Origin of the sequence: Bifidobacterium miconisargentati, from assembly GCF_019331675.1 — a bacterium.
GTDB lineage: Bacteria > Actinomycetota > Actinomycetes > Actinomycetales > Bifidobacteriaceae > Bifidobacterium > Bifidobacterium miconisargentati.
Genome location: NZ_JAHBBJ010000025.1, coordinates 1 through 23,880, shown reverse-complemented (window position 1 = coordinate 23,880; position 23,880 = coordinate 1). Strand labels below are relative to the sequence as shown.

Sequence of the window (23,880 nt, the reverse complement as noted above, 5' to 3'; positions counted from 1 at the left end):
CCGGATCGCGGGCGTCGAACCGGAAGACGACGAAACCCCACAAGCCGACGCGGACTAGGATTTCACGCTCACCACAGGTGAGGCACCACTCCGGATTACGCGCTCATTTTCAAATGAGGCACCTCGGCAGTGGCCTTGTCCGCGTCGAAGGCGTGCACGGAATCGGCACCCTTGGCGGAACCCTTCTCGCCGTTGTCGGAATCCCAGTGGATCTCGTGGCGGTCATCGTGGTTGCGCCACCAGCTGGACAGGATGGAGCCGGAGATGTTGTGCCACACGGAGAAGAAGGTGGACGGCACGGCGGCGATTGGGTTGGATGCGAAGGAGGTCAGGGCCAGGGTGGCGCCCAGGGCGGAGTCCTGCATGCCGACCTCGAAGGTGATGGCCTTCTGCTGCGCGTAGCGGAAGCCCTTCGGGTAGATCTTGTACATCAGCTTGGAGAAGCCGAAGCCCAGGGCGTAGCCGGACAGGTTGTGCAGGATGACCACCGGGATGGCCATGAGGGAGGAGGCCACGAACAGCTTCGGACCGTTGGCCGCGACCACAACGCCGATGATCAGGAGGATGGCGACCTGCGAGACGATCGGCAGAGCGACGGTGATGGTCTCGATTTTCTTGCCGAAGATCATATGGCAGATCACGCCGAGGGCGATCGGGAAGAGCACCACCTTGACGGCGTTGAGGAACAGGGACTCGACCGGCACCTGCACGTACTGGGAGGCCAGCCACTGCATCAGCAGCGGGATCATGAACGGCGCGCACAGGGTGGAGAGGATGCCGATGGACACATCGAGGGCCACATCACCGCGGGACAGGTAGCTCATCACGTTGGAGGAGGTGCCGGACGGGCAGCAGCCCACGAGGATCACGCCCACGGCCAGCGGGCCGTCGAGGCGGAAGATCCAGCACAGCAGCACGGCGATGAGCGGCATGATCACGAAGTGGGCGATGGTGCCGACGATGACCATGAGCGGCTGGGTGAGGATGCGCTTGAAGTCGTCAAGCGTGAGCGTCAGGCCCATGCCGAAGAGCACGATGCCCAGCATGTAACCGGTGTATGCCTTGCCCCACAGGCTGGCCTGCGGCACGAAGTAGTTGAAGACGGCCCAGACGATGACGATGACCGTGAACCATTTGGTCAGCCAGTCTGCAAAAGCCTTAACCTTTTCCATGTGTTTCTCTCTCTGTTACGAATGTACTGCAAGTAACATCGCATGAAATTAAGCGCGTGGGGCTTGACACGAAACGTGTTGCTCACATTGTGGGCATATGGCCGTTCATTCGATTCATTTTTGGGGCTTCCACCAAACTCGACGCCTCGAAGTTGTCGGCTTCACCAAATCGTCAGGCGATTCCGGAGATTGCGCATACAGCTGCGACACACCGGAGAAAGGCTTGGAAATCAGCGGTTTTCCATGTTGCTGGATCACCACGGCAACGTTGCGACACGCCGATGTGCACGCCGCCGAAAAAGTGTGTATAGTATCCATCTGTTGTCTTTCAGTCCTGCTGGGAAACAAACATGGTGGCCATAGCTCAGTTGGTAGAGCATCTGATTGTGGTTCAGAAGGTCGCGCGTTCGAGCCGCGTTGGCCACCCCACTAAGACCCTTCCGAGAAATCGGAAGGGTCTTTTGTTTTTCCGAGCTGCCAGTCGTTCGATTCCGGGTTCCTCACTATGTACGCGGCCGAACGAAGGTGCCGCATACATAGTGTCGTTTCGCACGGCCAAACCCTCACTATGTACGCGGCCTCATGGTTACACCGCATACATAGTGAGGGTTTGAATCGGCCAATACGTCATACAGCTCTGTACCAAAATCCAACGGGTCAGCGTTGTAGACTCGGGGCTACTGCCCCACGAGGCCCAAAAAGAAGGATTCGCAATGCTGTCTTTTGAGAACGATTACTCCCGCGCCGCCCATCCGGCCGTGCTCGACGCCGTGGTGCGCGCCAATGAGCACCTGTATTCCGGCTATGGCTCAGACGAGCTGACCGCGCAAGCCAAAGCCAAAATCCGCGAAACCTGCGGCGCGCCGGACGCGGACGTGTGGTTCCTGGTGGGCGGCACGCAAGCCAACCAGGTGGTCATCGACACCATCACCCCGGCGTATGCGGGTGTGGTCGCGGTGGCGTCCGGCCATCCGAACGTACATGAGGCCGGCGCCATCGAGTACGCGGGCCACAAGGTGCTCACACTCCCCCACCACAACGGCAAGATGGACGCGGGCGAACTGGACGAGTACTGCAAGACCTTCTATGCGGACGCCAATCACGAGCATATGGTCTTCCCCGGCTCCGTGTACGTCTCGCAGAGCACCGAATACGGCACCATTTATTCCAAGGCAGAGCTCGAGGCAATCGCCGAGGTGGCGCATCGTTACGACATGCCGCTGTTCGTAGACGGCGCGCGACTGGGATACGCGCTGACCGCCACCGGCGGCGACATGACGCTGGAGGACGTGGCACGCATCGCGGACGTGTTCTACATCGGCGGCACCAAGGTGGGTGCCCTGTTCGGCGAGGCCGTGGTGTTCACCAAGCACAACACGCCGAAGCATTTCCTGACGCGCATCAAGCAGCACGGCGCGCTGCTGGCCAAGGGATTCGTGCTGGGCGCGCAGTTCGACGCCCTGTTCACGGATAATTTGTACTTCAGAATCGCCCGCAACGCCAACGAGGCGGCCGACCGCATCCGTGAGGCGTTGAAGGCCAAGGGCTACCAGCTGACGTTCGACGCGCCCACGAACCAGATCTTCGTGACACTTGACCAGCCCACCATCGAGCGTCTGGAGCGGGACATCAAGCTTGGCTTCATGGAGAAGGCCGATGACGCGCATACCGTGATGCGCATCTGCACGAGCTGGTCCACCACGCCGGAGGAGGTCGACCAGCTCATCGCGCTGCTGTAGGGTCGCAAAATCCTCGCATGGCGCAACCTACGACGGGCTACCCCTCAGTAGGTTGCGCCGACTCCCCTCAGTCGCTTTCAGCGACAGCTCCCCTCGGAGAGGGGAGCCACAGTTTGGGTGGCTTGCGGCTCCCCTCAGTCAGCTGCGCTGACAGCTCCCCTCGGAGAGGGGAGCCAGTTTAGGCGGGTTTGCGGCTCTCTTCTTCTGAAGGGAGCTTCTTCCGCCCCACGGCCGTCACTCCCCTATCGCCTCGCACTCCATGTCCACGAACTTGTGCACGGACGCCTCCACCGAGTAGTGCTCTTTGGTGTGCTCGGCGTACTTGACGCCCCACTCGGCACGTTCGGCCTGATGGGCGATCCACCAGTCGATGCGCCGGGCCAGCAGTGCGGCGTCGCGCACGGGGAACAGCGATTCGTCCAGCAGGGCGAACTGACTTGCGGCGGACAGCTCGGACGCGGCGATGATCGGCACCAGGCCGCAGGCCATCGCCTCGATGACGCTCACGGATTCGATGTCCGCGATGGAGCAGTGGACGAACAGGTCGCCCGAACGCAGCAGTTCGGGCATCTCGGAGTGCTTGTGGAACCCGATCTCCGCCTTGCGGGCCAGGAGCCTGCCAGCGCGGAAGGTCAGGTAGCGACGCAGCGGCCCGGTGCCGGCGATGATGAGCTGGATGTCTCCGGCGTGGCGGGACATGGAAATCGCCTTGATGAGCGTGATCTGATCCTTCTCATGGGCGAGACGGCCGGACGCGATAACACGGAACGGCACCGGCGTGGGCGCTTGCGGATCGACCGGCTCCTTGGGCGAGTAGGCGGGCGAATAGCCGTTCGAGATCACGTGCAGCCGCGCTTTGTACCCGTGCGAACGCAGCAGGCTCGCAGTCATTTCGGTGGGCACGTGGATGTGGTCGACACGATTGTACAGCCAGTGCTTGAACAGCCAGTACAGGAAGCTGGACACACCGGGGATGTGGCGCAGGGGTCCTGCGGAATACAGCACGTTCTCCGGCTGCAGATGGAAGCCAGCGGTGACGGGGATGCCCATCTGGCGCGCCACCTTGGCGGCATGGCGGCCGAACTTGAACGGCATATAGATATGGACCACATCCACGCCCTGGAAGGCGGTGCGGAACAGCGTGTCGCTTGGCTCGGCGAACTGCATGAGCTGTTTGGACGCCACCCAGGAGACCAGCGGCACCTTGTTCACGCGGGCCGGGTATTCGGGGGCGCCGATGCCCACGAGCCTCACATGATGACCCTGCCGTTCGAGTTCGGCGGCCCATTGCAGCGCCGAATTGGAGGTGCCGTTGCCCTGGTTGCCCACCGTGTCCACCACGAGGGCGATGGTCAGCGGCCGGTCGATGCTCTCTTCGTTCCCTTTTTCGCGCATTGCCTCATCTTAGGTCACGCCCGTACGCGATCGGGGGATGGGAAAGCTTGCGAATCGCCGGCTTCGGCAGGAATCGTGTGGCGAAGCGCGGATTGCCTAATTTAGGGTACGTACGACGCATGCCTGCATGCACACGTACGCTACCGCGCGTCCAGCGCACGCCGGATGCGGGCCACGGCCTGATACAGGTCCGCGGTGTGCTTGAGCAGACTGATGCGCACCCACCCCTCGCCTGCCTCGCCGAAGCAGGAACCGGGCATGAGCGCCACGCCGGCCGTGTTGAGCAGCCAGTCGGTGAACGCGGCCGAACCGTCCCGCGCGAAGGATTCCGGCACGCGGGCCCAGGCGAACAGTCCGCCCTGCGCCTCGGCGACCTCCAGTCCGCTGCCGGCCAGACCGTCGCGTACCACGTCGAAACGATGCTGGTATTGAACGGCCAGTTCCGCCACTGTGGACTGGTCGGAGGCGAGCGCCACCGCACCCGCCTGCTGGATCACGCTGGACGCCAGAACGGCGGTCTGCCGGTGCAGGGCCTTGACCGCCGCAAGCACCTCGGCGTTGCCGGCCACGAATCCGCCGCGCCAGCCGGCCACCATATACATCTTCGAGAGCGACCCCAGCTCCAGCGCGACGTCCAATGCGCCGGGCGTCTCCAAGAGGCTCAGCGAGCGCGCCCCGGCGAACTCGAGTCCCGCATAGGCGAAGTCGTTGAGCACGACGAATCCGTATTGCCTGGCGAGCCGCACGGCGGTTTCGTACAGTTCGGGCGTGGCGGCGGCGCCGGTGGGGTTGTTCGGGTAGTTGAGGATCAGCAGTTTGGCCCGAGTCCATACGGCCGGGTCCACGGCATCCAGATCGGGAAGGAACCCGCGATCCGCTCCGGCGGGAATCGTCTCGAACCGTCCGCCGGCCACCGCGGTGGACCCCTCGTACTGCGGATAATAAGGATCCACGGCCACCACGGTGTCGCCGGGGTCGATGAGTGCCTGAATCACCGTGGCGATGCCCACCGATGAGCCGGATGTGGCGAGCAGCTGTGTGGCGGGATCCACGGTCACGCCGTGCTGACGTCCGTACCATCCGGCGATCGATTCGAGAAACGCCGGTACACCGTCGAACGGCGGGTATCGGAAGAGCGAGGGATCGTGCGCGGCGTGGGCGAGCGCGTCCTGGACGAATGCCGGCGGCCGCCCGTCGGGATTGCCTTTGCTCAGGTCGATGACGTCCTTGCCGGCGGCGACGGCGGCCGCGGCGCGTGCATCCGCCTCGGCGAAGGGGTTGCCGGGCAGTCCCGCCGCCCGTTTGGAAATCAGTGCCGCGTTCCGCGCTGGCATGCCGCATCCCCCTCGCCGTGTTCCGTATGAATCCCCTTGAAACGTTGGCCCGACCGCGATGAACATATCGGCCGGTGATTCATAAGGTACGGCAGGCATGTCGCGCATGCAACGGCGTGTCTATACACATGGTTTATGACCGGTTACAGACGGCAAAATTCGTGCGGCATGGCAGAATGTGGGATATGACTGAGCATGCTGTGAACACTTCCGCGGCCTCCGCCGCAGATTCCATCTCCTCCCCCGCCGCCGGCCGCACGCTGGGCACGCCGTTGGGCAAGCGCCCCACCCGCGTGCTGTTCCTGGGCTCCGGCGAGCTCGGCAAGGAGGTCACCATCGAGCTGATGAGGCTTGGCGCATGGGTGTGTGCGGCCGATTCGTATACGGGTGCGCCGGCTCAGCAGGTGGCGCACGAGTACCGCGTACTGGATATGGCGAACGCCGACGAGCTCAAGGCCCTGTTCGACGAGGTCAGGCCGGACATCATCGTGCCCGAGGTCGAGGCCATCGCCACGGACGTGTTGGCCGGGGCCGCCGCTGCCGGCGCCCAGGTGGTGCCGAGCGCCGAGATCGCGGCCATCTGCATGGATCGCGAGCGTCTGCGCGTGCTGGCCCATGAGGAACTGGGCCTGCCGACCACGCCGTACCGTTTCGCCGGATCGCTGGAGGAGCTGCGTGCGGGCGCCGAGGAGGTCGGCTATCCGTGCGTGGTCAAGCCGGTGATGAGCTCGTCCGGCCACGGCCAGTCCGTGGTGCGCGCCGTCGACGCGATCGACGCCGCGTGGACGGAGGCGCAGGAGGGACGCCGCGCGTCCGGTGAGGGCGATGTGTCCCGCGTGATCGTGGAGGCGCTGGCTCCCTTGGAGCGCGAGTTGACCGTGCTGACGGTCTCGTCGTCGGCCGGCATCGTGACGTGCGCCCCGATCGGCCAGCGCCAGGAATCGGGCGACTACCGTGAGTCGTGGCAGCCGGCGGCCGAACCCGACGGCGAGGCCGAACGGGCGCAGGCCATCGCCCGCACCGCCGTCGAGGGACTGGTGGCCAAGGCCAAGGCGGCCGGCGAGACCGGCTGGGGCGTGTTCGGCGTGGAGCTGTTCGTGCTGACCGACGGTTCGATCCTGTTCAACGAGGTCTCCCCCCGACCGCACGACACGGGCATGGTGACGATGGCCTCGCAGCGGCTGAGCGAGTTCGCCCTGCACGCCCGCGCGATCCTGGGTCTGCCGGTCACCGCCGGGCATGTGGCGCTCACCCTGCCAGCCGGAGAAGTTGCCGCGAGCCATGCGATCGTGGTGGCCGGCGACGGCGAGGCCGAGTTCACGAACGTGGCCGAGGCGCTGGCCGAGCCCGGCACCGACCTGCGTATCTTCGCCAAGCCGGAGGTCCATGGCCACCGTCGCATGGCCGTGGCGCTCGCCGTCGGGCAGGGCGAGGCCGACGCCCGCGCCAAGGCCGCCCGCGTGGCCGAGACGCTCGACATCGACGTGCGCTGAGCCACGTCGTTATCCCCGGCGATTGGTACCCTTTTACCGTTAGTTCACCCAGAAATTCCGCTGATTTGAAAGGCGATCATGGAGAAACTGGAAAAGCTCTACGAGGGCAAGGCCAAGCAGCTGTACGCAACCGACGACCCGGAGATCCTGTGGGTCGAATACAAGAACACCGCTACGGCCGGCGATGGCGAGAAGAAAGAGGACTTCACCGGCAAGGGCCGCCTGAACAACCTCATCACCACCATCATCTTCGACCTGCTCAAGGCCCGCGGCATCGACAGCCACCTCGTCAAGCGCGTGAACGACACCGCCCAGCTGGTGCGCAAGATCGACATGTTCCCGCTGGAGATCGTGCTGCGCAACACCGCCGCCGGCCACTTTTGCTCCCGTCTGGGCGTTGAGGAAGGCCTGCCGCTCAAGGAGCCGGTGCTCGAGTACTTCCTCAAGAACGACGACCTGCACGATCCGTTCGTGAACGACGACGATCTGGTGGCCCTCGGCGTGTGCACCCGCGAGGATCTGGCCGAGATCGCCCCGCTGGCCCGCAAGATCAACGAGGCCCTCATCGACATCTTCGCCAAGATCGACGTCAAGCTCGTGGACTTCAAGATCGAGATGGGCCGCGCCTCCGACGGCACGCTGCTGCTGGCCGACGAGATCACCCCGGACTCCTGCCGCCTGTGGGATCAGCGCGACCACTCCGGCAAGGTGGAGCATCTGGACAAGGACCTGTTCCGCCGCGGTCTGGGCTCCATCATCCCGGCCTACGAGGAGATCGAGTCCCGTCTGACCGAGCTGGCCAAGTCCGAGGGCATCGAAGTCGCCTGAGCGGTTCGCCGGGGCGAAAGCACATAAGACGCAAATTTGGCTCCCCTCACTGAGGGGAGCTGTCAGCGAAGCTGACTGAGGGGAGACTACATGAGTTGTCATCTGGCGCTCCCCTCAGTCGCCTAAGGCGACAGCTCCCCTCAGAGAGGGGAGCCAAGTCTTTTTTTCTCATCACTCATCAACCTGTCATCAAGAAAGGATTCCCATGGTTTTCCGCGTATACGTGGAGAAGAAGCCCGGCTTTGACGTCGAGGCCCAGCAGCTCGCCGGCGAGCTGAAGACCATCCTCGGCATCTCCGGTCTCAAGGCCGTGCGCATCGTGAACCGTTACGACGTGGAGGGCATCAGCGAGGAGCTGTTCCGTCAGGCCACGCCCACCGTGTTCAGCGAGCCGCAGGTGGACGACGTCTCCGCCGACCTGCCCGATTTCGGCGCGGCCAAGGTGTTCGCCACCGAGTTTCTGCCCGGCCAGTTCGATCAGCGCGCCGATTCGGCCAGCGAGTGCATCCAGCTCATCTCCCAGGGTGAGCGCCCCACCGTGCGTTCCGCCAAGGTGTACGCCCTCGAAGGCGAGCTCACGGACGCGGACGTCGAGGCCATCAAGCATTACGTGATCAACCCGGTGGAGGCCCGCGAAGCCAGCCTGGCCGCCAAGGACACGCTGAAGACCCAGGTGCCCACGCCTGGCAAGGTGGAGGTCATCGCCGGCTTCAACGAGATGGACGCGGCCGCCGGCCAGAAGTTCATCGACGAGCGTGGCCTGGCCATGGACCTCGCCGATCTGGAGTTCTGCCAGAAGTACTTCGCCGAGGAGGGCCGCGAGCCCACCATCACCGAGATCAAGGTGATCGACACCTACTGGTCCGACCACTGCCGCCACACCACGTTCGGCACCGAGCTGGACGAGGTGAACATCGACGACGCCGTGGTCAAGGCCGCCTTCGAGCGCTACCTCGAGATGCGCCACGAGCTGGGCCGCGACGCCAAGCCGGTGTGTCTCATGGACATGGGCACCATCGGTGCCAAGTGGCTCAAGAAGAACGGCATCCTCACCGGCCTGGACGAGTCCGAAGAGATCAACGCCTGCACCGTCAAGGTCAAGGTTGACGTGAACGGCCATGACGAGGACTGGCTGTTCCTGTTCAAGAACGAGACCCATAACCACCCCACCGAGATCGAGCCGTTCGGTGGCGCGGCCACCTGCATCGGCGGCTGCATCCGCGACCCCCTGTCCGGCCGCTCCTACGTGTACCAGGCCATGCGCGTCACCGGTGCCGCCGATCCGACCGTGCCGGTCTCCCAGACGCTCGAGGGCAAGCTGCCGCAGCGCAAGCTGGTGACCACCGCGGCCGCCGGCTACAGCTCCTACGGCAACCAGATCGGCCTCGCCACCGGCCAGGTGGACGAGATCTACCACCCCGGCTACGTGGCCAAGCGCATGGAGGTGGGCGCGGTCGTGGCCGCCACCCCGGCCGATCACGTGCGCCGCGAGACCCCGGCCCCCGGCGACAAGATCATCCTGCTGGGCGGCCGCACCGGCCGTGACGGCATCGGCGGCGCCACCGGCGCGTCCAAGGCGCACAACGTGGAATCGCTGGAGCTGGACGGCGCCGAGGTGCAGAAGGGCAACGCCCCGGTCGAGCGCAAGCTGCAGCGTCTGTTCCGCCGCGGCGATGCCTGCCGCCTCATCAAACGCTGCAACGACTTCGGCGCCGGTGGCGTGTCCGTGGCGGTCGGCGAGCTCGCGGACGGCCTGTACGTGGATCTCAACACCGTGCCCAAGAAGTACGAGGGCCTGGATGGCACCGAGCTGGCCATCTCCGAATCCCAGGAGCGCATGGCCGTGGACGTGGCCGCCGAGGACGTGGACGAGTTCCTGGGGTACGCCCGCGAGGAGAACCTCGAGGCCACGGTGATCGCCACCGTGACCGAGGACCCGCGCATGGTGATGACCTGGAACGGCGATGAGATCGTGAACCTCTCCCGCGAGTTCCTGGCCTCCAACGGCGCCTCCAAGCACCAGACCGTGCACGTCGAGGCCCAGCAGGCGTACGAGGTGCCGGCCGCATGGCGTTCCGGCTCCCTGGCGGAGCGCATGCACGCGCTGGTGACCGACCTCAACGTGGCCTCCAACAAGGGCCTGTCCGAGCGTTTCGACTCCACCATCGGCGCGGGCACCGTGCTCATGCCGTTCGGCGGCGTCAAGCAGCTCACCCCGAACGAGGCCATGGTGGCCAAGTTCCCGGTGTTCGGCGAGACCACCACCGCCTCCGCGATGGCCTGGGGCTTCAACCCGTACATCATGGAGAAGAACCAGTTCACGGGCGCGTACCTGTCCGTGGTCGAGTCGCTGGCCAAGCTCGTGGCCGCCGGCTTCGAGCATGAGAAGGCGTACCTGAGCTTCCAGGAGTACTTCGAGAAGCTGCGCGACGAGCCGGAACGCTGGGGCAAGCCCACGGCCGCCGTGCTCGGTGCGCTGATGGCCCAGGTGGATCTGGGCGCCGGCGCCATCGGCGGCAAGGACTCCATGTCCGGCTCCTTCGAGGATCTGGACGTGCCGCCCACGCTGATCTCCTTCGCCGTGGCGGTGGGCAACATGAAGCGCGCCACCTCCCCCGAGTTCAAGGGTGCCGGCCACCGCATCGTGCGCATCGCGCCGCGTTATCTGGCCGACGGCATCACGCCGGACAAGGACGCGCTGCTCGAGGCGTTCTCGCTGGTCGAGGAGCTCACCGACTTCCACACCGCGCTGGCCGTGTCCACTCCGGGCTACGGCGGCACCGCCGAGGCCCTGTTCAAGATGACCGTGGGCAACGGCATCGGCGTGGACCTGAACGACGGAATCGCCCTGGACGACCTGTTCGCCCCGGCGTACGGCTCGTTCATCGTGGAGCTCAAGGACAACGAGAAGATCCCGGCCGTCTCCAACCTGGTCGAGGTGGGCGAGATCGGCGTGACCACGGAGGCGTACGGCTTCCGCGCCGCCGGCGAGACCATCGACCTGGCCGAGCTGCAGAACGCCTGGGAGGGCGGCATCGAGTCCGTGTTCCCGTACCGTTCCAAGGGCGACGAACAGGGCAAGACCGTGGAGACCATCGACTTCCACACCGAGGCCGCGGGCGTCAAGAAGACCGTGTACGTGGGTGCTCCGGTGGCCAAGCCGCGCGTGATCATCCCCGTGTTCCCGGGCAACAACTGCGAGTACGACTCCGCCGCCGCGTTCGAGCGCGCGGGCGCCGAGGTGTCCACGCTCATCGTGAACAACCTCACGCCGGCCGCCGTGGCCGAATCCACGCAGCAGCTGGTCGAGGAGATCGCCAAGAGCCAGATCGTGATGATTCCGGGCGGCTTCTCCGGGGGCGACGAGCCGGACGGCTCCGCCAAGTTCATCACCGCGTTCTTCCGCGCCCCGGCCGTCACCGAGGCCGTGCGCGACCTGCTGAAGAACCGCGACGGCCTGATGCTTGGCATCTGCAACGGCTTCCAGGCGCTCATCAAGCTGGGTCTGGTGCCGTTCGGCGACATCGTGCCGATGACCGCGGAATGCCCGACGCTGACGTTCAACACCATCGGCCGTCACCAGAGCCGCCTGGTGCGCACGCGCGTGGCTTCCGACCTGTCCCCGTGGCTGTCCAAGACCTCGGTCGGCGACGTGCACACGGTGGCCATCTCCCACGGCGAGGGCCGTTTCGTGGCCTCCGATGAGGTGCTGGCTTCCCTGAAGGCCCATGGTCAGATCGCCACGCAGTACGTGGACGAGGCCGGTGTGCCCGGTCTGGATCTGGCGGTGAACCCGAACGGCTCGCTGCTGGCCATCGAGGGCATCACCAGCCCGGACGGCCGCGTGTTCGGCAAGATGGGTCACTCGGAGCGTTCCGGCGAGGGCCTGTACGCCAACGTGCCGGGCAACAAGTACCAGCCGATCTTCGAGGCCGGTGTGGAGTACTTCGCCGCCTGATGAGGTTGCGGCCGCTGTCGCGGCTGGGACCTGACCGGCGTTAGAGGCCGTTTCCTGCCAGAAGGGCATCTCTTCTGGCAGGAAACGGCCTCTTTTGCGTCTTTCAGCGATCGTTTCAGGATGGAAGCGGGTGGCTTCTGGCACCGAACGATCGCTGAAACGGCGAAATGCGATTGTTTGATGCCAGAAGACGGGTGCTTCTAGCATCAAACATTCTCTTTTTTAGGCACAAGGCTGTCCTGCTCGGCCTATAGCAGGGCGGAGGAGCCACCATTTGCCAAAAATCGCCGGAGGCCGTTCTCCGTGGAGTAGATTGAATGCCATGCATGACATGAATGATTCAGTTCTGGCACTGGCGGTCGGCGGATTCGGGGCGACGCGAGGCTCCTCCTGCCCGGGCATCGAATCGGTATCAGTACGGATTGCGCACGATGGCGGCACGTCCGGCAACGACGGGGACGCGGCATCGGATACCGCGGCATCGTCCGTGACGCTTCTCAAAGATGGCCTGCTGGCCGATGTCCCCTCCCCCACCTGGATCGAGCGCGACGGCGATCTGCTGTACGCCGTGCTCGAGGATACGAACGAAGTGGCCGCGTTCCGCGTCGGACGAGACGATGCCGCGAACGTTGGCAATGCGGCCGACGATGCCGCCACGGACGGTTCCGGCGAGCGCATGGCCGCGCCTACCCTGACCGAGTTGTCCCGCGTGGCGGCCCAAGGCGTCAGCCCGACCCATGCGGCGATCGCCATCGACGATCTCGGCGCCAAGCATCTCATCGTGGCCTGTTACGCCGACGGGCATGTCAGCGTATTCCCGATTGCGGCCAATGGCGCGGTTCTGGATGCCGCACAGGTGCTGACCGGCGAAGGCCATGGCCCGTTGCCGGCGCAGGAGGGCCCGCACGCGCATTGGATTCTGCCGTTGCCGGACGGACGTGTGCTGTCCACCGACTTGGGCGCGGATCGCATCTACGTGCATCGGTGGAACACCGGAGTGCTGGAGCGCGTCGGCGCGGTGACGTTGGCACCGGGCACCGGCCCGCGGGACATGCACCTGTTGCCGGCCGCCGGTGATGCGGCAACGCAATGGCGTGTGGCCGTGGTCGATGAATGGGGCAATACGGTGACGCTGCTCGGCCCGGAGCCTGTGGGCGCAGGCGACTCATACAAGGCCGACACGAATCTTGGCATCATTCCCGAACATGCCGGCGATCATGGCGGGACCGCTGCCGCCATGGGGCACTCGGCGGATGGCATCGCGGTGTTGCAGACCGTTGATCTTGGCGGCGATCCCTTGGACCAGGCGGCATCGCTGGCATTTGTGCCGTGGTCCACGTTGCGTGGCGATGCTCCCGATGCCGATGCCGACGGTAAGGCCGGAACGCATGACATCACGTACGACATCGCGCATGATTCCGAGGCCGAACCGTCGATTGCCGGCATCGCATACGTCGGATTGCGCGGATCGGAACGTATCGTGGCGCTGGGCTGGAACGGCGAGCGCCTGTCACGCATGGCCCCGACCGACGAACCCGGCTGGCGAGGCCGAGGCATCGACTGCGGTGGCAGTCGTCCGCGCCATATCCTGCCGGTAGGCGACCTGCTGCTGGTGGCGAACGAGGTCTCCAACAACCTGACCGTGTTCCGACTTGCAGCCGACGGCACGCCCATCCATGCCACCGATCTTCCGTCCGGCTCCCCCACCGTGTTCGTGAGGCTGTGACGAGGAACCTCTCTCTTGTCCTGTCAGTCGACTTCCCCGCCAGAGACGCTGACGGCGTGGCCGGCTGAGGGGCGGTCCCGTGGGTTACACAATATGAGCGAATACACACATGTCGAGCACGGGTTCGGACCGGTGTGGGATGCCGAATCGCGGTTGCTGATTCTGGGTTCCATGCCGAGTCCGAAATCCCGTGAGGCGTCGTTCTACTACATGCATCCGCGCAACCGGTTCTGGCCGGTGATGGAGGCGGTATTCGCCGATGCCAGCGGTTCGGGATCCGCATCATCACCGCACACGATTGGCAAATCCGAAATGACCGACTCCGCCGGAGATACGCCGGAATCCCGTCGCGCATTCGTCCTGCGCCACCATTTCGCGCTGTGGGACGTGATCGCCTCCTGCGATATCACCGGGGCATCCGATTCCAGCATCCGCAACGCCATGCCGAACGATCTGACGCCGATACTGCGCGCAGCGCCGATCACGCGCATCTTCACCACGGGCGCGAAATCGGCCCAACTGTACCGCAAACTCATCGAACCGCGTCTGACGGAAGCCGGCATCGCCATCCCGATGACCCCGCTGCCTTCCACCAGCCCCGCGAACGCCTCGATGCGGCTGGACGATCTTGTGGCCGTCTACCGCAAGGCCATGCGACCCGCACTGTCAGACCTGAGCTGACGCGCTTTCCGGGCAATTAGTTCCCCGACGATGCGCGACAGAGGCAGCAGATACAGGAAGACCGCGGCGAACAGGCTCGACGTGGGTGCGTTGATGGTGGCCAGAGGCACGGCGCCGGCGATGGCCCAGGGCACCAGCGGCGCGATGACCACGGCGGAATCCTCGATGGCGAGCGCGAGCCGCGCGCGATCATCCGCATCGGTCGCGGCCGCGGTATTTGCGGGACTATTTGCGTCGGTGGCATCGACGCTGTCTGCGTCACCGCTTGCTGTATCTCGCTCGCCGGTGTTGTTCCCGCTACTCGGCGCGAAACCCGCTCCACCGTCCGCGGCATCGGCAATACGCTTGCTTCCGTCGTATGCGGCATCGTGACGATACAATCCCCCGCACAGCTGATGGGTCAGCATGATGGCCAGTGTCTGGTTGCAGGCGAGCATGGCCGCGCCGACTGACGTGATGATGGTGGCCGTAACGGTTCCGACGCGCCCGGCCAATGCCGATATCGCGTGCTGCAGGCGGTCAAGCATATGGGTCTGCGTGAAGATGCCGGAGTAGGCGGCGGAAATGCATACGATCGCCATCACGGTGAGCATGGATACCATGCCCCCGCCGTCGAGCAGTGCGGCGACCTGCGGATCGTCCGAACGATACCCGAATATCAGCAGCTGCAGCAGATCCGGCAACCCCATGCCCTGAACGCCGATGCAGACCGCCGTAGAAGTGGCGATGCTGGCGAGCATGATCAGGCGTACGTCAAGCCGCATCAGTGCAAGCGCTATCACGACGATCGCCGGCAGCACCGTGAGCCAGTGCAGGTGGAAGGTCGAGGAGAAAAGCGCGGCGATGTCCGTTGCGCCGTCCGCGACTGCGGATTGTCCGGCCACGGTCGCCGATCGCGATGCGCCGGATCCCGAACCGTAATGCGTATCCGGCACCGCGGCCGCTCCGTAGACAAGGCAGCTCAGTATGAATGGCACGGCGCCGGTGCGTACCATGCGTCCGAGATTGTCGAACAGGTTGGTGTGCGTGAGCTGGGCGACGAGCAACGCGCTGGTGGACACGGGCGAGCAGCGGTCGCCCACATAGACGCCGGCCAGGATCGCACCGCCCAATATCACCGGGTTGGCATTCATGGTCAGGCCGAGCGACATGCAGATCGTGCCCATCGTGGCCGCGCTGGCGAAAGAGGAACCGGTCAGCACGGACATGCTCGAACATAGGAGGAAGCTGAGGGGCAGCACCGTTACGGGATGGATGATCGTGGCCGCATGGGCCACGATGTACGCGATGGTGCCGCTGGCCCGCCACAGCGAAGTGAGCAAGCCGATCAGCACGAAGGTGACCAGCACGGTCGATGCGGCACGCATGCTGCCGGCGGTATGAACGGCTATGCCCCGCAACGGGACTTTCCGTGCCAGACCGTAGCCGGTGAACAGCAACACGCCGATGAGCAGAGCGGGAATGATCGACCAGCCGAATCCCACACTGACGAACAGCACCGCGCAGAACATCAACATCGTCAGCGCTTCCGCCATATGTCCTTCCCTTTCCCGGCGCCGGCATGATGATTCCCATCCGGACTACCCCTCAGTCGGCTTCGCCGCCAGCTCCCCTGACAAGGGGAGCCAAGAATAAGAGCCATGTCAATCTTGATGTAACGGCCTTCCGCAATGGGTATGCGGCATGCCGCCGCACTGATACCGCATACCAAGATACAAGAGCAAAGCCGTCGGAGCGGCCGGATGCTCGCCCAACGTGGTCGCATGGGCCTCCGCGCATCCAGGCACGACACGCGCGGAGGCGTCGCCGGGGTTTGCGTTCAAGTGCGATTGAACTGTTTCAATAGGGATCGTTAATGATTGTTAGCGCTCACGGACACACCGTGATGTTATCGATAAACAAGCATGCGCGCCGCGGTGCATGCGCGGGAAACGTTTCCGCACTCTCACGGCGCACACCACACAGCAACGAAGGAGCAACAATGAAGTATCGCAGCGTTGGCAAGTCCGGTCTGAAGATCAGCGAGATCGCACTGGGTAGCTGGGTCACGGATCTCAAGGGCACGGCGGCCGAGGATGTGGCCAAGCAGACCGTGAAGCTGGCGTACGATAACGGCGTCAACTTCTTCGACTGCGCCGACGCCTATTCGGGCGGCGCGGCCGAACGATTCCTTGGCGAAGTGCTCAAGGAGTACCCGCGCAAGGAACTTGTGATCTCCAGCAAGGTCTTCTTCCCCACCGGCGAGGGCGTGAACGACCGCGGTCTGAGCCGCAAGCACATCTTCGAGAGCATCGACCAGACGCTGGAGAACATGCAGCTCAACTACCTCGACATGTACTTCTGCCACCGTTTCGACGAGACCACCGACCTGACCGAGACGCTGCGCGCGATGAGCGACCTGGTGGCGCAGGGGAAGGTCCTCTACTACGGCGTGTCCGAGGAATGGGGCTCCGCCCGTCTCGAGGAGGCGCAGCGCATCATCGACCGCTACAACCTGTACCCGATCACCGTGGTTCAGCCGCAGTACAACCTCAACGACCGCTACATCGAGCATGAGATCATGGGCACCTGCCGCAAGCTCGGCATCGGCATCACCACGTTCTCCCCGCTCGCCCAGGGCCTCCTGACCGGCAAGTACCGCAAGGGCCAGCCGCTGCCGGCCGGCTCCCGCGCCACCTGGCAGTCCGACCACCAGATCAATGACCTGCTCACCGACGAGAACCTCGACAAGGTGGAACAGCTGCGCACGGTCGCCGACGAACTCGGCACGAACCTGCCGGTGCTCTCGATGGCCTGGATCCTGCAGCATCCGGAGATCAGCTGCGTGATCGCCGGCGCATCCAAGCCCAGCCAGCTCGAGAACAACCTCAAGGCCTCCGGCTTCGTGATTCCGGCCGATGCCATGGCCGAAATCGACAAGATCACCGGTTTCCACCGTTTCGAGCGTCACGTCGGCTGACGATCTGGAGGCGCAGATGCGGCCATAGCGGATCGGTCATGACCATAGCCCTTCCGGGAGGGTGCTTTCACACGGGAGCACCCTCCCGCTCTTTACGGCCTCCTATGCACCGACTCCTATGCACCGAAATCACGGTCGTACTGGCTGTTCTCCCGAATTATGGCCTCCTCCATGTCATGGGCGGTTTGCGCGATGACCTGGTCATAGCCGGACAGGGCCGCAAAGGGCATGAACTGCGCGGCCCGTTTATGCCGGGACATGTGCGGATGCCGGCGTGACTGATGATGCGGCATATCGATAATGTCGTCGTATCGATGCGTTTCCTGCAACGTCATGCTCTATGTCCCCCAATCTGATTGTTTCGTTCTATGCCGGTGGCTCCTTTCTCCATGTTCATGGCTTTGACTACGGCGTTTTTGCCGAACCGTTGCTTGATATCCAGCAGGGCGCGTTCGATGTCCTCCGCATGGGAGCTCTTTTCGCCGGCTAAAGCCTTGGCGGTCGGCACCCACCGCAACGATTCACCACCCCCGCCCGCTTCCCCGCGGATTCCGGCTTCCATCGACTCGGTCTCCACATCGGCGAACAGATCCAATTGTTCATACCGTTTGCCGGCGGCCAGCTCCTCGGGCGTGGTCAGATCGTCCGCGACCACGGTCAGGCGGCGCACCAGCAGCAGCGGATCGGCAATGCGCTCGAACAGCATCGCCATCGCCGTGCGAATACGGTCGGCGGACGCGGTGAAATCGCCCAGCCCGATGGACCCGACTGCGGGTTTGGGTACCTTGCGACCGTAATGGTCATAGACCACCGGGCCTTTGTATTCCCTTGCCGCCCGTTCCGCCAGCCGGCGCATCGCCGGTTCCTCGCAATCGTCAAGCCTGTCCGGGTCAAGGCTGCCGGCGTCATACCCCACAACAAGCATCAGGCGGTTCGTTCTCACGCCTTTGCCCACCAGGTCGAGGGCGAGCGCATCCGCCATCTCCTTGGTGATCAGCCGTGCCGTATGCCATATGGCCGGACCGGTGAGCACCTGGCCGATGCTGGTGCTGTGCGCATCCGGCTCATAGGATTGGATGTCCGCGATGGTGCACGGTTCCCAACCCCACGCATGGTCGATGAGCAGTTCGGCATTCACCCCGAACATGCGGTACAGCAGATCCTCGTTGTAATAGTCGGAGGCCCGGCCCACCGAGCACCGGGCGATATCCCCCATCGTCAGCAGCCCGGCCCGTTCCAACTTGCGGGCGTATCCGCGTCCGACCCGCCAGAAATCGGTGAGCGGCCTGTGGTTCCACAGCAGCCGGCGGTAGGACATCTCATCCAACTCGGCCACACGCACGCCATCCCGGTCCGCGGGCATGTGCTTGGCCACGATGTCCATGGCGACCTTGGCCAGGTACATGTTCGTCCCGATGCCGGCCGTGGCCGTGATGCCGGTCGCATCGAGGATGTCGCGCACGATGGCACGGGCCATCTCGTGCGGCGTCATGCCTAAGGCCATGAGGTACGGCGTGGCATCGATGAACACCTCGTCGATCGAATAGACGTGGATGTGCTCGGGTGCCGCGTATTTCAGATAGATGCCGTATATCTGCCCGCTGATCTGCAGATAGTGGGCCATGCGGGGTTTTGCGATCACCATCGCGGCCTTCAGCAACGGCGTGCGTTCCAGATCGCGCACATCGCACGATTCACCGACGAAACGGCCACCGGGAATCGCCGCCGCCCGCGCGGCGTTCACCGCCTCCAGCCGCTGCTTCGCCTCGAACAGGCGCGGACGGCCGGGGATGCCATACGCCTTCAACGAGGGCGACACGGCCAGACAGATGGTCTTGTCCGTCCGCGTCTCATCCGCCACCACCAAGTGCGTGGCCAGTGGGTCGAGTCCGCGCGCCGCGCATTCCACCGAGGCATAGAAGGACTTCAGGTCGATGGCCAAATACGTGCTCCGACGCCCGCCATATGCCGATGCCGTCATGACCATCACCCCTTCCCTGCCATGCGCAACCACCTGATGTTCGATTCGTTGTTCCAACACCATAGCACAACCTTCGAACATTTGTTCGACACGCCGCGAGCGTCGATGTAGTTGCCGATTGGTAGGGTTAACAGGTAGTGAACCCCCTGCTTGAAAAGGAGCTTTGGCTTGTCGGCTGAACTCGAAGACATTCACGAGGAATGTGGCATCTTCGGCGTATGGGGCCATCCCGACGCCGCCCGACTCACCTATTTCGGCTTGCACGCACTGCAGCATCGCGGTCAGGAAGGCGCAGGCATCGTCTCCAATGACCACGGTCATCTCATCGGCCACCGCGGACTGGGCCTGCTGACCCAGGTGTTCGGCGACGAGCGCGAAATCGAGCGCCTCAAGGGCGACCGCGCCATCGGCCATGTGCGGTACGCCACCGCCGGTTCCGGCACCACGGACAACATCCAGCCGTTCATCTTCCGCTTCCACGACGGCGACGTGGCCCTGTGCCACAACGGCAACCTGACCAACTGCCCGTCACTGCGCCGCAAGCTGGAGGACGAAGGCGCGATCTTCCACTCCAACTCGGACACCGAGGTGCTCATGCATCTCATCCGCCGCTCCCTGCAGCGCACCTTCATGGACAAGCTCAAGGAGGCGCTCAACACGGTCCACGGCGGCTTCGCCTACCTGCTCATGACCGAGGACGCCATGATCGGCGCGCTCGATCCGAACGGCTTCCGTCCGCTCTCCCTGGGCAAGATGAAGAACGGCGCGTACGTGCTGGCCTCCGAGACCTGCGCCCTGGACGTGGTCGGCGCCGAACTCGTGCGCAACATCCGTCCCGGCGAGATCGTGGTGATCAACGACCACGGCTACAAGATCATCCAGTACACCAACAACACGCAGCTGGCCATCTGCTCGATGGAGTACATCTACTTCGCCCGCCCGGATTCGGACATCTACGGCGTCAACGTGCACTCCGCCCGCAAGCGCATGGGCGCGCGCCTGGCCGCCGAATCCCCGGTGGACGCGGACATGGTGATCGGCGTGCCGAACTCCTCCCTGTCCGCCGCGTCCGGCTATGCCGAGGCCGCCGGACTGCCCAACGAGATGGGCCTGATCAAGAACCAGTACGTCGCCCGCACGTTCATCCAGCCCACGCAGGAGCTGCGCGAGCAGGGCGTGCGCATGAAGCTGTCCGCCGTGCGCAGCGTGGTCAAGGGCAAGCGCGTCATCGTCATCGACGATTCCATCGTGCGCGGCACCACCTCCAAGCGCATCGTGCAGCTGCTCAAGGAAGCCGGCGCGGCCGAGGTGCACATGCGCATCAGCTCCCCGCCGCTCAAGTACCCGTGCTTCTACGGCATCGACATCTCCACCACCAAGGAGCTCATCGCCGCCAAGATGAGCGTGGAGGAGATCCGTGAGTTCATCGGTGCCGATTCGCTGGCCTACCTGTCGTTGGACGGCTTGGTCGAGTCCATCGGACTCAATGCGGACGCCCCGTACGGCGGCCTGTGCGTCGCCTACTTCAACGGCGACTACCCCACCGCCCTGGACGACTACGAGGCCGACTTCCTCAAGTCCCTCACGCCCGAGGACCGCGTGCGCCTGCCCGAATTCGCGCTGTACAAGAGCAAGTACATCGGCAACGAGTACAACACCGTGCAGCCTACCGAGTCCGAGTGACCGTCATTCAATCGATTCAAGCGTATACACATTTCAACCAATGACTACCCCTCAGTCACGCTTCGCGCGACAGCTCCCCTGACAAGGGGAGCCGGGGTGTGAGCAGAAAGGCCCACCTAATGCCAAAAGCATATGAGAACGCTGGAGTGAGCGTCGAAGCCGGATACGAAGTCGTCAGGCGCATCAAGTCGCACGTTGCCCGCACGAACCGTCCCGGCGTGGTCGGCGGCATCGGCGGATTCGGCGGCCTGTTCGATCTGGCCTCCCTCGGCTACAAGGAGCCGGTGCTGATCTCCGGCACGGACGGCGTGGGCACCAAGCTCATGGTCGCCAAGATGATGAACAAGCACGACACCATCGGCATCGACTGCGTGGCCATGTGCGTCAACGACATCGCCGCCCAGGGCGCCGAGCCGCTGTTCTTCCTCGACTACATCGCCTGCGGCAAGAACGATCCGGCCCTGCTGGAGCAGGTCGTGGCCGGTGTGGCGGACGGCTGCGTGCAGGCCGGTTCCGCGCTGGTCGGCGGCGAGACCGCCGAAATGCCGGGCATGTACGACGAGGACGAATACGATCTGGCCGGCTTCTCCGTGGGCGTTGCCGAGAGGTCCGCCATCGTGGACGGCTCCACCATCGCCGACGGCGACGTGCTCATCGGCCTGCCCTCCACCGGCATCCACTCCAACGGCTTCTCCCTGGTGCGCAAGGCCCTGTTCGAGCAGGCCGGCTACACCGTGGACACCAAGCTGGACGAGCTGGACGGCAAGACACTCGGCGAGGTGATCCTCACCCCCACCAAGATCTACGTCAAGGCCCTCTCCCCGCTGTTCAAGGCCGGCCTGGTCAAGGGCGTGGCCCACATCACCGGCGGCGGTTTCATCGAGAACATCCCGCGCATGATCCCGGACGGCCTGACCGCCGAGATCGAGCTCGGCACCTGGCCGGTGCTGCCCATCTTCAATGTGCTGGAGAAGGCCGGCGACATCGACCACAAGGAGATGTACAACATCTTCAACATGGGTATCGGCATGGTGCTCGCCGTCTCCGCCGACCGCGCGGACGAGACCCTTGAGCTGCTCAAGTCCAATGGCGAGGCCGGCTATGTCATCGGCCGCATCGCCCCGGACACGGACGGCACCCAGATCGTACTGAAGTAACTTCGAGGCTCCCCTCTCTGAGGGGAGCTGGCTCGCGAAGCGAGACTGAGGGGAGTCGGCATTCGTCGCCGCCGCTCCCCTCAGTCGCTGGCGCGACAGCTCCCCTCGGAGAGGGGAGCCAGAATATTCTCGGAAAGGACACATCAATGGGACAGAAGGTTCTGGTCATCGGTTCCGGCGCACGCGAGCACACCATCGCCTACACCCTGCTCAAGGGTGCCAGCGTGGATGAAGTGACCGTGGCCCCCGGCAACCCGGGCATGCTCAAGGACGGCATCCACATCACCGCACTGAGCGAATCGAACCACGCGGCGCTCATCGACTTCGTGAAGGATAACGGCTACGACTGGGTGTTCGTCGGCCCGGAGGTTCCGCTCATCGAAGGTCTGGTGGACGATTTCGCCGCCGCCGGCATCAAGGCGTTCGGCCCGCGCAAGGCCGCCGCCCAGATCGAGGGCTCCAAGGACTTCGCCAAGCAGCTTATGGAGCGTCACAATATCCCGACCGCCAAGTACCAGACGTTCTCCGATCTGGAAGGCGCCCAGAACTACGTGCACGAGCACGGCGCCCCGATCGTGATCAAGGCCGATGGCTTGGCCGCCGGCAAGGGCGTGACCGTGGCCATGGACGAGCACACCGCCCAACGTGCGCTGGAGGACATCTTCGTCGATCATCGCTTCGGCTCCGCCGGTGCCAAGGTGGTCATCGAGGACTTCCTGGAGGGTCAGGAGTTCTCCCTGATGAGCTTCGTGAACGGCACCGAGTTCTGGCCGATGCCGATCTCCCAGGATCACAAGCGCGCCCACGACGGCGATGAGGGCCCGAACACCGGTGGCATGGGCGCTTACAGCCCGGTGCCGCAGATTCCGCAATCCGTGATCGATGAGGCCATCGAGACCATCGTGCGCCCCACCGTGGAGGGCATGGCCGAGGAGGGCACGCCGTTCACCGGCATCCTGTACGCCGGCCTGATCGCCACCGCCGACGGCCCGAAGGTCATCGAGTTCAATGCCCGCTTCGGCGATCCGGAGACCGAAGTGGTGCTCCCGAAGCTCACCTCCGACCTGGGCCAGGGCATCAGCGAAATCCTCAACGGCGGCACCCCGGAGTTCACGTGGGATGAGGAGAACGCCACGCTCGGCGTGGTTCTGGCTTCCAACGGCTACCCGGAGAACGTCATCAAGGGCGCCCGCGTGCCCGAAATCGAGGTGGACGAGGACTCGCACGTCTACTACGCCGGCGTGGTGTCCGACGGCAAGGGCGGTCTGGTGGCCAACTCCGGCCGCGTCCTGCTGGTGGAGACCTCCGCCCCGGACATCAAGTCCGCGCAGGACAAGGTCTACGCGATCCTCGACAAGCTGGAGACGCGGGGACTGTTTTATCGCCACGACATCGGCTTCAAAGCGCTGAATGCGTGATTACGGAGCGCCTTCAGCGTTGCTCCTCGGTCGACGTACCTTCGTACGTCTTCCCTCGGTACGCCTTGAAGTCGCACACGTAATCACACCTTCAGCAAGTGAAATAGGCTGAACATAGAAAAGCTCCCCATTGGAGAGCTTTTCTCGTTTTGATAGGTGCTAGGACGTTGTCCCGGCTCCCCTCTCTGAGGGGAGCTGTCAGCGAAGCTGACTGAGGGGAGCTACGGAATTGAACCGCACCCTGATTGTTGGATTGGAGTAATTCTGGTTCGGTGATCGGAGGTGCGGTTTCTCATGTCTGGGGATCGCAGGCGTCGTTACGACGACGGGTTCAGAAGGAACGCGGTGGGGTTGAT

At 64.2% G+C, this 23,880-nt stretch carries 16 protein-coding genes and 1 tRNA gene; 11 read left to right on the top strand and 6 right to left on the bottom strand.

Annotated elements, in window-relative coordinates; translation table 11 throughout:
- Positions 1-95 precede the first annotated feature (95 nt).
- The gene (locus KIH81_RS11455) at positions 96-1,172 is read right to left on the bottom strand and encodes a bile acid:sodium symporter family protein (RefSeq protein ID WP_109058196.1); all 1,077 of its coding nucleotides are present in this window, start codon (positions 1,170-1,172) and stop codon (positions 96-98) included.
- A gap of 353 nt (positions 1,173-1,525) precedes the next feature.
- Here KIH81_RS11455 and KIH81_RS11450 point away from each other — a divergent pair.
- A tRNA-His gene (locus tag KIH81_RS11450) sits at positions 1,526-1,601 on the top strand.
- Between the two features lie 284 nt (positions 1,602-1,885).
- Complete coding sequence (locus KIH81_RS11445; protein ID WP_109058197.1) at positions 1,886-2,911, top strand: threonine aldolase family protein; 1,026 nt, start codon at positions 1,886-1,888, stop codon at positions 2,909-2,911.
- Positions 2,912-3,145: 234 nt separating this feature from the next.
- On the opposite strand, the gene KIH81_RS11440 is transcribed toward KIH81_RS11445, so the two are convergent.
- Both KIH81_RS11440 and KIH81_RS11435 read right to left on the bottom strand, forming a co-directional pair.
- Positions 3,146-4,306, bottom strand: coding sequence for a glycosyltransferase (locus tag KIH81_RS11440; protein ID WP_214305437.1), 1,161 nt, complete (start codon positions 4,304-4,306; stop codon positions 3,146-3,148).
- 140 nt (positions 4,307-4,446) lie between these two features.
- Positions 4,447-5,640, bottom strand: a complete 1,194-nt coding sequence (locus tag KIH81_RS11435; protein WP_214305436.1) for a pyridoxal phosphate-dependent aminotransferase — start codon at positions 5,638-5,640, stop codon at positions 4,447-4,449.
- 185 nt (positions 5,641-5,825) lie between these two features.
- On the opposite strand from KIH81_RS11435, the gene purT reads away from it, so the two are divergent.
- From purT to KIH81_RS11410, 5 genes are all read left to right on the top strand, one after another.
- A complete protein-coding gene (gene purT / locus KIH81_RS11430) occupies positions 5,826-7,133 on the top strand; it encodes a formate-dependent phosphoribosylglycinamide formyltransferase (protein ID WP_214305435.1) in 1,308 nt (435 codons plus the stop codon).
- 78 nt (positions 7,134-7,211) lie between these two features.
- Positions 7,212-7,961 (top strand): phosphoribosylaminoimidazolesuccinocarboxamide synthase, encoded by a 750-nt coding sequence (gene purC, locus KIH81_RS11425; protein ID WP_214305434.1) that lies wholly within the window; start codon positions 7,212-7,214, stop codon positions 7,959-7,961.
- A 205-nt stretch (positions 7,962-8,166) separates the two neighbouring features.
- A complete protein-coding gene (locus KIH81_RS11420) occupies positions 8,167-11,919 on the top strand; it encodes a phosphoribosylformylglycinamidine synthase (RefSeq protein ID WP_214305433.1) in 3,753 nt (1,250 codons plus the stop codon).
- A gap of 331 nt (positions 11,920-12,250) precedes the next feature.
- A complete protein-coding gene (locus KIH81_RS11415; RefSeq protein WP_236029592.1) occupies positions 12,251-13,645 on the top strand; it encodes a lactonase family protein in 1,395 nt (464 codons plus the stop codon).
- A gap of 93 nt (positions 13,646-13,738) precedes the next feature.
- Positions 13,739-14,326 carry a uracil-DNA glycosylase family protein gene (locus KIH81_RS11410; protein ID WP_214305432.1) on the top strand — a complete coding sequence of 196 codons (588 nt, stop codon included), beginning with the start codon at positions 13,739-13,741 and terminating at the stop codon, positions 14,324-14,326.
- Here KIH81_RS11410 and KIH81_RS11400 read toward each other — a convergent pair.
- Positions 14,284-15,861 (bottom strand): Na+/H+ antiporter NhaC family protein, encoded by a 1,578-nt coding sequence (locus tag KIH81_RS11400; RefSeq protein ID WP_236029590.1) that lies wholly within the window; start codon positions 15,859-15,861, stop codon positions 14,284-14,286. The two genes, KIH81_RS11410 and KIH81_RS11400, sit on opposite strands and share 43 nt — an antisense overlap.
- A 446-nt stretch (positions 15,862-16,307) precedes the next feature.
- Here KIH81_RS11400 and KIH81_RS11395 point away from each other — a divergent pair, with 446 nt between their 5' ends.
- Entirely contained in the window at positions 16,308-17,285 is a 978-nt protein-coding gene (locus tag KIH81_RS11395) for an aldo/keto reductase family protein (RefSeq protein WP_214305431.1), read from the top strand.
- A gap of 116 nt (positions 17,286-17,401) precedes the next feature.
- On the opposite strand, the gene KIH81_RS11390 is transcribed toward KIH81_RS11395, so the two are convergent.
- Positions 17,402-17,620, bottom strand: coding sequence for a hypothetical protein (locus KIH81_RS11390; protein ID WP_214305430.1), 219 nt, complete (start codon positions 17,618-17,620; stop codon positions 17,402-17,404).
- Complete coding sequence (locus KIH81_RS11385; protein ID WP_236029588.1) at positions 17,617-19,266, bottom strand: Y-family DNA polymerase; 1,650 nt, start codon at positions 19,264-19,266, stop codon at positions 17,617-17,619. Before KIH81_RS11385 ends, KIH81_RS11390 begins: the two co-directional genes overlap by 4 nt.
- Before the next feature lie 168 nt (positions 19,267-19,434).
- Here KIH81_RS11385 and purF point away from each other — a divergent pair, with 168 nt between their 5' ends.
- The 3 genes from purF to purD all read left to right on the top strand — a co-directional run bounded on the left by purF (position 19,435) and on the right by purD (position 23,524).
- Positions 19,435-20,949 (top strand): amidophosphoribosyltransferase, encoded by a 1,515-nt coding sequence (gene purF, locus KIH81_RS11380; protein ID WP_214305428.1) that lies wholly within the window; start codon positions 19,435-19,437, stop codon positions 20,947-20,949.
- Positions 20,950-21,068: 119 nt separating this feature from the next.
- Entirely contained in the window at positions 21,069-22,106 is a 1,038-nt protein-coding gene (gene purM, locus KIH81_RS11375) for a phosphoribosylformylglycinamidine cyclo-ligase (RefSeq protein ID WP_214305427.1), read from the top strand.
- Between the two features lie 146 nt (positions 22,107-22,252).
- Positions 22,253-23,524 carry a phosphoribosylamine--glycine ligase gene (purD, locus tag KIH81_RS11370; protein WP_214305426.1) on the top strand — a complete coding sequence of 424 codons (1,272 nt, stop codon included), beginning with the start codon at positions 22,253-22,255 and terminating at the stop codon, positions 23,522-23,524.
- Positions 23,525-23,880: the final 356 nt, after the last annotated feature.